The organism is Streptomyces sp. BK79 (assembly GCF_044142145.1).
Lineage (GTDB): Bacteria > Actinomycetota > Actinomycetes > Streptomycetales > Streptomycetaceae > Streptomyces.
In genome coordinates this window covers 1-12,668 of the sequence record NZ_JBHVOC010000053.1, presented here as the reverse complement: position 1 = coordinate 12,668, position 12,668 = coordinate 1, and the positions used below count along the sequence as shown (strand labels likewise).

Genomic DNA, 12,668 nt, shown 5'->3' with positions numbered 1-12,668 from the left:
GCTGGACGCGATTCCCCGCATCCGCGGCCTGGTGGGCAGGCCACGTCACCGACCACGGCGGCTGTTCGCCGACCGCGGCTACGACTACGCCAAGTACCGACGGCTCCTCCGCGCTCGCGGCATCACGCCGAAGATCGCCCGCAAGGGCACCGCCCACGGATCCGGCCTGGGCAAGACCCGCTGGGTCGTCGAGCGTACCTTCGCCTGGCTCCACCAGTTCAAACGCCTGCGGACCCGCTACGAGATACGAGCCGACCTCCACCTCGGACTGCTCCAACTCGCCTGCAGCATCATCTGCTTGAGACGACTCCGCACCTCATTCTGAAATGATCAGTTAGCCGCCTGCACCCCTGCTGAGGCCGTCTCGGGCGCCTGCGGTGCGGTGGCTTCGTCCGCATCCTGGCCGCCGGAATCGTCGACCGATGCCCCGGCATCCTGCCCGCCGGCGGACTCCTGTTCCTGGAAGCGGTCGACGAAGTCGGCCATGTCGTCGCCGGTGACGGGCAAGCCGGCCTCCCCCGTGATGGCGTCCCGCTGGTAGACAAAGGTCGCCAGGGCGTCGGCGTCCGGGAAGGCGCCGTACTCATCGGCGTAGGCGCGCCAGGCGCTGTGGAAGTAGTCGTACCAGTCGACGGATTCATCGGCCGGCTCCGGCTCATCGGAGACCTACGGCTCCCCGGCCGGCGCCGCGTAGCGCTGTCGCAGAGCCAGGAGAAGGGGCTGTACTTGCTCTTCGGCGAGGTGGCGGCCGGCCGCCATCAGCGGGCTTGCGCCCGACCGATTCCGGCGGCGCGGGTCAGGGCTTCCAGGTGCGCAGGCAGGAAGCAATGCGGGCGGCGGTGCAGCGGGAATTGTTCAGTTCGTGGGCGAGTGCAGTGAGCTGCTCGGTGGCCGGTGCGCGGGAGGTGTTCGTCGTTCCAGATCTCAACTGCACGCTCGTCGATCACGCCGGGACACTGCCCAGACCGTTGCCACTATCAGCCGCGGCTGCACACGATCGGAGGGCGGTCCGGGAAAGAGAACACGGGCCGGAACCCGGCCCACTACACTCACCCAAACCACCCCTGAACAGGGAAAACGTCAGAGTGCTGCTGGAGTACTAAGCATGTGAATGACACGGTGCGTCGGGGACCTACGAGTCCGGGGCAGTCGGGGACTGACACTGCACTCGGCCGAGCACCCTCACAGCACGATAGAACATGCGCGGTATTAGTAGGATAAAGACCAACATCATACCCCATGACTATGGCTGTTTAGCTACACCGATAATGAACCATGGTAGACCGCTCCGGGAATTCAAAGTTTGAGTCGACATACTCTTCAACGTCACAAACAAGCAAAAGCTCATACACAGAGGTTTCACAAAGCCGTTTGAAGACATATCGAGCAAGCTCCTCCGAGTTAGACCAACGAGCAGACTGTTGCCGGAAGTGGACATCAACCAGGAGGCGATGCCTTTCGAATACTGGCCAGACCCATGTGCCACCAGGCGGCAACAGCATCACTGTAACGACCGCCGAATCCGTCCTAACTTGGTAGTTCTCATCAACTTTCACGGCATCTGACGCTTCAAGCGCGACTGCCACATCGTTGGCAAGCCGCGATTGCCATACCGCGCCTACCGCTCCCTCGAATGGCGCGGCATAGATTTCGAAATCTCTCATACCTTCCCCACGAGCTTGAGGACCGCAAGCCGCACGCCTCATGCACGGCCAACAGTTGCATAACTTGACGCCTATTTCACTACACAGGTTGGCGCTGCCATAGCACTACTGTCGCGCCGACCACGAGGATCCAAGCTTTATCTATCTGCTATTTTTCGATCTTCCTCCACCGCGCTCGGCGCGAGAAACGTGTTTAACCGTAATACACCTGTTCATACCAGCTCCATGGCATCATGTAGTTTCCTTCTTCACCACCGATTGCCCATACCGCTTGAAATGCAGGTCCACCGGCAAAAGATCGCACTTGACCATTCACGGCGTTCGAGACCGTATCTTTCCCCAATCCGGTACCTCTAACGTCCAGGTATACCGCTTCCACCCTCTGTTGATGCGCCTTCTTGAGTCGAACTTGGACCGCGTTCCGGGAGGTCGGAGATTTGAACTCGGACCGCTTCCCGTTGACATACGCATCACCGCGCTTATCGGTGTCATCTCTCGACTTGACAGTCCCCCCTTTCAGAGCCAGGTAAAGAGCGATTCCATACTCTTTCTCAGAGAAACCGAAGCCGTTGTTCTCTCTTCGCGTCCCCTCGTCCGCCCAGGATTCATCGATTGCGTGCACAGCATCTTCCACCCTCTGCCACAGGTCGTGCTCGTGAAGCTCTTCCCTTGCGTTGCAGGTCGCTCTGAAGCCTTCCATGCGACCCATACATGTGAACATTACACTGTCCCCCATGGCGTCGATTTCGTCCGCAATCCCAAAGGCGCCTTGCCGTATGTGAATAAGCCGGAAGTCCGCGAGTTTTTTAGCCAGACTAGGGTCTCCGATATTTTTCTCGTCTGCCCAATTTCCAGAATCTGCGCTTCCGCCGCCACTACCACCCGATTTCTTGCCGCTTCCGCTTCCGCTTCCGCTTCCGCTTCCAGTGTCACCGTGGTAGACGTTGGGGTCTCTATTCGTAGGGTTCTGTCCATAGCCGTCACAGACATCTTTAGGGCAGAGACCTGTCGGGTCGCTCACGCTGACAGGACTGTTCTTGGCGTAGGAGTAGCCGTTCATCTGCAGCGGGTCGGTGATGTCCAGCAGCGGGTCTGCGCTGATGAAGCGGCCGTTGGCCTGGTCGTACTCGCGTGCGCCGATATGTGTCAGTCCGGTGGCGGTGTCGTCGATGCCGACGCCGAGGTAGCTGCGCCTGTCCGGCCAGGAGGCCGGCTTGGGGCCGCGGGCTTCGCCGAAGGGCTTGAAGGCTCGCCTGGTCACCGGCTGGTTGGCGGCCATCTGGATGGTGGTGTTGGCGGTACCAAGATGGTCGGCGAGTTGGATGTTGCGGGTGTGGCCGGTGCTGGTGCCGTTTGAGGTGCGGACGACGGTCGGGGCGCCGGGGTGGGCGTAGTTCCGGGTTGCCTTGGTGATCTTTCCGGTGGTGTCGGTGGTGAGTTCGCCGCCGGGGAGGTAGAGAGTGGAGCCCTCGCTGGAGTTCTCGAGAAGGCGTTGACCGCCCCTGTCGTAGGTGTAGTTGACGGTGATGGCACCGGTGGTCACGGTGGCCGGCTTGTTCTCGCTGTTCCAGGTGAGGCTCTGGGTGTCGCTGGCGAGGTCGCGCTTGATGGTGTTGCCGGCCAGATCGTAGGTGTAGGCGCTGCCGGAGCCAGCGGGGGTGGTGGAGACCCAGGCGAGGGTGTGGGGCTGGGTGGTGACCGGTCCGGTTGCGCCGTTTCCGCCGATGGTGCCGTAGCCGGAGCGGTAGGTGATGTTCTTGGTGGGATCGGTGACGTTGTGCTCGGTGAGAGTGGAGCGGTTGCCGAGCCAGTCGTAGGTGAGGGCCTGGCGGTAGGCGGAGGTGGAGGTTGCCACTGTGCCAGTGGCCGGGGCGGTTGCCGCGAGCGTGCTGGTCAGCGAGGCGTCCGGGCTGGAGGTGTCGGTAGCTGCGTTCGGGGCGTCGGCGATGGGGCCGGATGAGTCGGCGTAGTCGGTGCGGTAGCCGAAGGTGGCGCCGTTGGCGGTCTTACAGCCGTTGCCTGTGCCGGTGGGGGTGATGTTGGAGGTCCAGGCGTGGACGAGTTCACCGAGGGCGTCGTAGGTGTAGCACTGTGTGTCCCAGGTGGAGCCTGTGGCTTCGCTGAGCTTGCGGGCGTTCGATGTGATGGTGCCGGAGGCGTCGTACGAGTAGTAGCTGTCGGTGATGCGGTGGGGAGAAGCGGTCTCGCGGTCGGCGACGGTGCGCTGGAGGCGTCCGGTGTGCGGGTCGATGAAGTTGGTGGTCCACACGCGGTAGGGCTGGGATCCGGAGACGGTGCGCAGGACTTCGCCGAACGGGGAGTAGGTGACGTCGGCGGTGTACCAGCTGGAGCCGGCTGTGGACTCGGGCAGGCCGTCCTCGTTGTAGCGGGTGATGACCTTTTCGGAGGAGATGCCGCCCTTGGCTGGGTAGGTCACCGAGAGGGGTTTGCCTGTGGGGGTGTAGCTGTAGGTGTAGCTGTAGGTGCCTGAGAGTCCGGTGGTCTTGGGGTTGGCGGGGATGGTGATGTCCCGGCCGGTGGGCTGGTAGTCGGTGGTGTAGCCGGTGATCTTGTCGGCGTAGTCGCCGTCTGCGGTGTGGCGGGTGGAGGCGACCGGCTTGCCGAGGGCGCCGGCGGCGTCGAAGGTGAAAGTCTTGATCGGGTTGGCCGTGGCTGAGCCCTCGCGGACGGCGGTCACTCGCCCGAAGGCGTCGTAGGCCGTGTGCAGGGACTTGCCGTTGGCGTCGACGGTGGTGAGGGGTCGGTCGGCGCCGTCGTAGGCGGTTGTCTTGGTGGTGCCGGTGTCCGGGTCGGTGGCCTCCATGAGGCGGCCGCGGACGTCGTACTTGTACGTCCACTTGTTGCCGGCCGGGTCGGTGACTTCGGAGCGGTTGCCTCGGACGTCGTAGGCGTAGCGTGTCGCTCGGGTGGTCGACTGCGCGGCGTCGGTGTAGTGCTCGATCTCGGTGACCCGGCCGAGGGTGTCGGTGGTGGTCCAGGTTGCCGGGGTGGTGTTGCCCGGTGGGTCCACGTGGACGGTGTTCGGCCCGTAGGACGTGAAGGTCTCGTGCTGGAAGTCGCCGTCGTGGTAGGTCGCTTGGCGGACGGTGCGTCCCATGCCGTCGTACTGGGTCTTGACGTAGCTGGGGATGAGTGTCGTGGACCTGGGCTGGAACAGTGTTGTGGTCGGTTGGTCTGCGGCGAGGTAGCCGCTGGTGACGATGCTGGTGCGGCCGTGGTCGTCGTAGGAGGTGTCGGTGATGATGCGGCCGGGGCCGTGGGCCTCGTTCTGGGTCTGGACCGGGCGTTGCAGGCCGTCGTAGATGGTGACCGAGGAGGCGTAGCTGCCGTCGTCCTTGATCGTCTTGGTGGTGACGGCGGCAGGGCTGGTCCGGGAGGGGGTGGCGGAGGCCTGTTGGTAGGTGATCTGGACGTCTGGGGTCTGGGTGCCGCTGGAGCGGGTCGGGGACCAGCCCTTGGTCATGCGGCCGAGATCGTCGTACTCGTACCGGGTCACGCGGCCGTTGGGGTCGGTGACGGTGAGGGGGAGGGAGCGGCCGGCGTCGAATGTGGTCGTGGTGGCGTGGCCGAGGGCGTTGATCGTCTTGAGACTGGTGAGGGGGCCGCCGGTGTCGGCCGGTGTGTAGACGTTCTCGGTGGTGCCCTGATCGGGCCGGGTGACCTTGCGGATGCGGCCGAGCGGATCGTACGTGGTGGTCGTGATGACGCTGTGTGCGTCGCCTTCGCCGTTGGATTCGGCGACGGTGGTGGGGGATCCCTTGAGCGGCACCGTGGCGTGCGCGAGGTTGTCGTAGCTGGTGCGGACGGAGCGCAGCAGGTGTGTGGCGTAGTTGGCGCCGGTGTATTGGGTGCAGGGTACGGCGATCGTGCGGGTCTGGGAGATGAGGCCGATCAGGTGTGCGTCGGTGTTGTGGACGTAGGAGTTGCGGGTGCACTCCTGCTCGGAGAGCGTTTCGCCGCCGTTGCCGTCGGGTTTGACGACGAGGCTTTCGACTTCGGTGGCCAGGCCGTAGGTGTCGTCGACGGTGGTGAGGGTGCGCTTGGACTGCCATCCGTCGTCGAGGGACTGGATGTCGTCGGTGCGTTTGATGCCGACGCGGTGGGCGAGGAGGGGTTCCATGGCCGAGCCGTCCTCCCCTTCGCGGGCGCGGGAGGCGGTCTGCTTGGACCAGGGGAAGCTCAGGGTGCGCTTGACGAGTTGCTTGCCGGAGTCTTTGTAGGTGAGGGCTTCGGCGACCTGGCCCGCGTACTGTTGGGCGTCGTCGCTGGCCAGGGTGTAGGTGCCGGTGCTGTCCTTGACCTCGCCGCCGGTGCCGAGGAAGTAGCGGGTCTCGGAGTAGGACTGTGACTGTGGGTCGTCGTTGCCGGTCTTGCTGGACGTGGTCTTGCTGCGCTTGGTCACGGCGACCTGGCGGTATCCCTGCCAGTCGCTGTAGGTGCGCAGGGCGGGTCGCTGGAACTCGTCGTCGGACTTGGCCCAGGCGGGGCCTGTGTACTTGTACTTGGTGACGATCGGCACGCCGTGGTTGGTGACCTTGTCGGTCTCGACGACGGAGGCGACGACGTACTTGTTGAACCACTGCTTGGCCGGGGTCCGCTCGTCGCCGTCCGGGGACCAGCGGACGGGGAAGCAGGTTCCGTTCGCCTTCTCCTTGTCCTCGGAAGGCGGGGTGGCGCAGCCGCCGGTGTACTCGACTTCGGTGTCGGCGCCGGCTTCGGTGGCGACGGTGCCGATGCGGGGGCGGGTGAAGGCGGGACGCTGGTCCTTGGGGCCGGTGCGGACGAGGTTGGGGAGCTGGCGGTCGCGCAGGCGGGACTGGAGCGGGGAGGAGGAGCCGACGCGGTACTCGGCGAAGCTCACGCCGTCTTTGGACTGGATGGTGCCGGTGGTGTCGCCGGGGCCGTATCCGGTGCGGGTGATCGAGTTGAGCCAGAGTCCTGGGGAGGTGTCGTACCAGTCGGCGGGGAATGACTGGTGGAGGGCGTAGACGTCGATCTTGCCCAGGCCGGACGTGCCGGGGCGGGCGCCGAGGGTGGTGATGGTGTCCAGTCGCATCTGGGTCCAGAAGGACGGGAAGCCGGGGCAGAGCTTGGACGTGGCTTTGCAGTTGAGGTTGCCGGGGGTGTCCCACCAGGGGCGGTAGGCGCCGGGGTCGTCGGTCTTGGCGAAGTTCGCCGCGTCGCAGGCGGTGGTGGACTTCAGGCAGCGCTGCTTGACGCCGAAGCTGATCTGCGCGGACGGCTTGGACAGGTCGTCCGAGCGCATTCCGTAGTCGATGGTGGTGGGGTAGGCGAAGCGTTCGTAGGCTTCGGGGGTCTTGCGCTTGTCTCGGACGGCGTAGTGGTTCGTCTCCTGCTTCCAGTTGACGACCATCACGTTGCCGTGGACGTCGGCGACCTTGTCCAGGCCCCAGCGCCAGGCCTGCTGCTTGCCCGCGCCGCAGCGGGAGTCGGCGAAGGCGGTTGCATGGCAGGGTTCGCCGGGATGGTTGCCGAAGACGGGGGCCGTGGAGACGGAGTTGGTGTTGGCGTGGCCGCCGCCGACCTCGTGGCGGCCGAAGGTGTAGACGGTTCCGTCGGTGGTGGTCACCTCCCAGTACTCGCCGTCGTTGTCGCCGTTGGCCGCGCCGGTCTTGAGAGTGACCCTGGTGCCGTCGTCGGACGCGGGCCGGTAGGTGTCGCTGGTGCCGACGCGGACCAGTTCGGTGGTCCGGCCGGCGAGGGACATCACCGCGTTGTGCGAGACCCAGCACAGGTCGGAGGTCTTGTTGGTCTTGGTCGTGTTGTTGGGTGCGCCGGCGTCAAGGGTTTTGCGGTCGTCCTTGCACGTGCGGTAGCGGCGCTCGATGTGCCCGGGGTCGTAGTCCCAGCCCTCGCCGATCCACGAGGCTTGCGGGGAGGAGACGCCGGTGCGGCCGTCCACGGTCTGCGAGTTGTAGGTGAGCGCGAGTGTCGGAGCGGGACCGGCCGGGGGCACTGGAACGGTCAGCGGGTAGGACCAGACGAAGGCGCCGGAGCTGCCGGCGTGCGACCAGGAGCCGGTCGAGGCGAGCGGGGTCGCCTTGAACGAGCCTCCGGGGCCGGCTCCGGAATCGACCGCGCCGATCACGGTGGAGTCGCCGCTGCCTTCCGCGTTCAGGAGGCGGGAGCCCGCTGCCTGGGCGGACGTTCCTTGGGAGACGGGGGCGACGGTGTCGTCGGCGGCCGGGTCGATGGTCGCGGAGACCGTGTTGGTGTCCGGGTCGTTGACTGTCTCCAGCTCCGTGTACGCCTGGCACTCCTCGACGTCGGGAGTGGTCGCGTAGCAGGCAGGGAACTGGACCAGACGCAGGCGGGAGCCCCAGTCGGCGCCGTAGAGGTTTTCGAAGGTGTCGTAGTCCAGCGAGAGCGATACCGGCACCGCTCCCGTGTCCGGGGGATCGACGCGGATGACCGCACCGTCCACGCCTTGCGTGGTGACGTCGGTGCGGGCATCCACGGACACTCCCCACGCACCGGTGGGGGCGGGTTTGCCCTCGGCTGGGGCGAGCGTGACCGGGACCTGGCCCAGCGACTGCGGCTCGGCGGCGGCGGACGAGCTGCGTGCGGCACCCGTCGGAAACGTGACCGTGGTGGTAGACGCGGGAAGCGGAGTGTCGGTGCCGGGCGGTGCCGCCTGCCTGTCCTGCGGAATATCGGTCTTCAGGGTCTCGACGTCCTGGTTGACCGGGCTGCCGTCGGCCGGGACCACCTTGTCGAGCGACTCGAGAACCAGGGCTTCGCGCCCCGGGTCGTTGACCGGCGGGACCGGCGGCACGGCCACCGCCGTCGCGGGCAGCAGACCGACGAGCACGGCGGCACCTGCTGCCGCGACAACAGCTCTGCGTACGCGCAGGCTTCGGGAAAGGCAAGTTCGGCCGAACACGGAGAGTCCCCCGACCACTTGGAGCGGGGCCGGACAGGGACCTCGCGCAGGACGAAACAGATCTGGCGAATTCTGTGAGAGTGGTGTGAAGAAACGCCAGAGGGTCAGCCCGCAAGTGATCATCGTCACGGCGCGTAACGCAATCTTCACCCTCGAAGAGGGGCTGATCGGGCGATCCGCCTGAGGAGCGGCACATCCCGCCGTAGCCCTGCTCTTACGCGATAGTGCCTGATAGGCATTCAAATGCCGCGCAACAGTAGTAGTTCGTGCCGATATGAGGCCCCGCCTGGCGCGGTGCCCGCTCGTCAGCCTCGACAGGACGACACCCGGCCGAACGGAAGGCGCCCGGACCGCCTTCCTGCCGCAGTCATTCACAGGGTGACGACAGGCGGCTCATGAGTCATCATCAGCTCGCCCTGCCATGCCCGCGCCCCCGTACGGAACGGTCCGCTTCGCCATGGCCGGCCACATCGTTCCGGAGGAGCCCGCACACGTTGATCTGTATGCCGGGCATGGGGAAAGGGACCTCTCACGATGCCAACCAGTCAGTTCCGCATGCCCGGACGCCGCACCCTGACGCTCGCCCTCGCCACGGCCATCGCGGCGACCGGCATCGGCTACGCCGGGTTCACGCGCTCCGACGACGGACATCAGCAGGCCGAGCCTGAGCGGGCGAGGGCGGTCACCGAGAGCGCCGCCTTCGTCGAGGCCGCCCGCACCGGCAAACAGGTCGAGGTCACGGCCGACCGCACTGAACGCTCCACCACCTGGGCCCGTCCCGACGGCCAGCTCGCCACCCGGTTCCACGCCTCTCCAGTCCGGGTCCGCAAGGACGGCGCATGGCGCGCCATCGACACCGACCTGCGGCGCAGCGAGGCCGGCTGGGAGACCACGGCCACCAGCGCCCGGATGGTGTTCACCGCGGGTTCAGGCAAGCAGAAGCCGGAGCGGGCCTCCCGGACCGGGACCCAGCGTGTGTCCCTGGTCAAAGACGCACCCGCCGCGGCCGGAGCGAGTGACCTCGTGACGCTCTACGTGGGCGATGCCGGTGAGTACGCCATCCAGCTGACCTGGCCCGGGCCGGTTCCCGCCCCCGTCATCGACGGCTCCCGAGCCCTGTACCCGGAGATCTTCCCCGGCGCCGACCTGGTACTCACGGCGGACAACGACGGCTTCGCCCAGCTCCTGGTCCTGAAGAACCGGGCGGCCGCGGCCAACCCGCTGGCGCGTCAGCTTGCCTACGGCATCACCTCCGAAGACCTGACCTTCCGCCTCGACCCGTTGTCCGGTGTCCTGACGGCCGAGACGTTCTACGGCAACGACGTAGCCAGCTCCGGCACGCCGCTGATGTGGGACTCCACCGGCCAGCCTGCCGTCACCGACGGGAAGGTCGGAGCCACGGCCCAGCCGACCGGCTCGGAGAGCCCCGAGCCCAGCACCACGGAGTCCTGGACACCGGAAGAGGTTCCGGCTGAGGAGGCGGCGAACGACGCCGAGTCGGACGAGCAGACCGACCGGGAATCCGAAGCCCCGAGCCTGCCGACCCCTACCGACGGCCCCGAGGTCACCCCCTCGGAGACCGCTCCGCCCACCGCTCCCGCCGAACCCACCCCCGGCCCCTCCCAGAGCGGCGCGGCGGCTACCCTCTCGCTCCCGCTGCTCGACGGGCCATCGCCGGACTCACTGGGCAACACCGTCGAGTCCGACCTCTCGGGCGATAACTGGGTCATCACCCCGGACATGGACTTCCTCAACGCCCCGGACACGACCTACCCGGTCTTCATCGACCCGTCCGTCACCAAGGACATGGACAACTGGACGACCGCCTACAGCCGGCACCCCAACGCCACCTTCTACAACGGCAAGGGATTCAACAAGGGCGGCACCCACGAAGCCCGCGTCGGCTTCGAATCCGACACCTGGGGCACTTCGCGTTCCTTCTTCAACATGGACTTCGACAAGAACCTCAAGGGCGCGAAGATCAGCAGCGCCAAGCTGCGCCTGCTGGAAACCTACTCCTGGTCCTGCAGCGCCCGGTCGATGAGCGTCCACGTCACCGGAGCGATCAGCAAGAAGACCAACTGGAAGAACGCCCCGAAACTCACCGACGGCAACAAGCTGCAGACCCGCAGCTTCGCCCACGGCTACAAGTCCAGCTGCCGCGACGCCTACGAGACCTTCGACGTGAAGAAGGCCGCACAGAACTACGCCGACCTCGGCCGCTCCAAAATCACCTTCGGTATGCGCGCACGGGACGAGAAATCCCGGTACGCCTGGAAGAAGTTCCAGGCCAACGGCGACAACGGCCCAGCCCTCGAACTGGTCTATAACCGCCGCCCGTCCTCCCCCACCAACCTCGACCTGTCCCCCGACGCCAAGTGCACCACCACCGAGCCGTACGTCCGGATGGGCGCGGGCAGCGTCACCTTCACCGCACGGGGCAAGGACAAGGACAGCAACCTCGACTACCTGGACTTCGACCTGTGGCCCACCGGCAAGTGGGGCACCACCGGCGACATCCTCGGCTCCACCGGCAAAGTCTCCACCGGCAGTGACGGCGGCGACGCCTTGCGCTCCACACCCGCCTTGTCCACCAGCAAACTGACCAACGGCACCCTCTACTCCTGGCGGGTCCGCGGCATCGACGACAAGGGCGCCACCTCCGGCTACTCGCCGGCCTCGACGCCCTGCCGGTTCGTCCTGGACACCACCGCACCCAAGCGTCCCAAAGTCACCTCCACCGACTTCCCCGACGCCGACGGCTCGGAGAACGGCTTCGGGAACGACGCCGAGGACGCCAACTGGTCCAAGCTGAAGTTCGGCACAGCGGGCACGTTCACCGTCTACGCCGGCTCCACTGACACCGTCCGCTTCGAGTACTCCTTCAACGGCTCCAACTACAATTTCTCCAAGAGCCGTACCGCCGGCACCGCCGTCACCACCCCGACGACCATCGCCGACGCCAAGCCCCCGACAGCCGGCCCCAACGTCCTGTACATCCGCGCCGTCGACGCGGCAGGCAACGCCTCCACCCCCGCCCTCTACTTCTTCTACGTCAGCCCGCGCGACGAAGCCGACAGCGCCGGCGACTTCACCGGAGACGACCTCGCCGACCTCATGGTCGTGACCGCCGCGGGCAATCTCGCTCTCTACCCGTCCCAGGCCACACCCGACCTCGCCCGCGCCAGCGGTGACCTCGACTACTCCATGCCGGGCGCCTACCGCGCCAACCCCGCCAAGGACCCCGGCTCCGAAGACGGCCTCGCACCCTTCGTCGCCGCCCCCTCCGGCCACTTCAAGAGCTCCCTGATCACACACAACGGCGACATCTACGGAGGCGACGGCCTCCAGGACCTCGTCGTCAGGGCCAGCGGGAAACTGTGGGTCTACCCGGGCGACGGCTACGGCGCCGTCAACATCGACAAACGCAGAGAGATCATCCTCCCGGCCGGCGCCCCCTCACCCGCATCCATCAGCCAGATCGTGGCAGCCGGTGACATCACCGGAGACGGAAGGACCGACTTCCTCGCCCGCGCCGGCACAGAACTGTGGGCACTGGTCGGCTACCACGGGGCCACCATCAGCAGCGCGACCCGGCTCACCTCGACCCTCTGGGACGAACGGGACATCGTCACCGTCGGCGACGTATCCGGCGACGGCATCGCCGACATGATCTACCGCACCGACCCCGACGCCACCCTGCGACTCCGCAAGGGCATCGCCCACACCTCCGGCAGCGGCGTCGACCTGAACTCACTGTCCTCTGGCGCCAACTCCGCCGGCGGCGCGGACATCGCATACTCCGGCGGCGGCTGGTCCCGCGCATCCATCCCCCACGTCCTCGGCACCCCCGACGTCACCGGCGACTCCATCCCCGACGTCTGGACCGTTCGCGCAGACGGCTCAGTCCGCATATACGCCGGAAACACCGGCGTACTCCCCGGTGCAGGAACAGAGATCATCGCAGCCCGCTCCTACTGGAAGGACCGCATCGCCATCGGATGACCCGCCAGCTCAAGCGGCTGGTCAGTCGCGGCCGTGGATCGTGTCGGATGAACTGTGCCCGTCGGCCGGGGTCC

At 66.4% G+C, this 12,668-nt stretch carries 4 protein-coding genes; 2 read left to right on the top strand and 2 right to left on the bottom strand.

Going from position 1 to position 12,668, the window contains the following annotated elements:
- A partial coding sequence (locus ACFIF2_RS35505; RefSeq protein WP_395577421.1) for a transposase occupies positions 1-325 on the top strand: 325 nt, incomplete at its 5' end.
- Positions 326-330: 5 nt separating this feature from the next.
- On the opposite strand, the gene ACFIF2_RS35500 is transcribed toward ACFIF2_RS35505, so the two are convergent.
- On the bottom strand, positions 331-507 hold the full coding sequence (locus ACFIF2_RS35500) for a hypothetical protein (RefSeq protein WP_395577420.1): 177 nt from the start codon (positions 505-507) through the stop codon (positions 331-333).
- 1,350 nt (positions 508-1,857) lie between these two features.
- Entirely contained in the window at positions 1,858-8,517 is a 6,660-nt protein-coding gene (locus ACFIF2_RS35495; RefSeq protein WP_395577419.1) for an RHS repeat-associated core domain-containing protein, read from the bottom strand.
- A 606-nt stretch (positions 8,518-9,123) separates the two neighbouring features.
- Between ACFIF2_RS35495 and ACFIF2_RS35490 the strand changes: the two genes are divergently transcribed.
- Positions 9,124-12,594, top strand: a complete 3,471-nt coding sequence (locus ACFIF2_RS35490) for a DNRLRE domain-containing protein (RefSeq protein ID WP_395577418.1) — start codon at positions 9,124-9,126, stop codon at positions 12,592-12,594.
- Positions 12,595-12,668 lie beyond the last annotated feature (74 nt).

Excerpts from the sequence above, each read along its gene's own strand:
- ACFIF2_RS35490 (WP_395577418.1), top strand. The coding sequence starts at position 9,124 with ATGCCAACCAGTCAGTTCCGCATGCCCGGACGCCGCACCCTGACGCTC.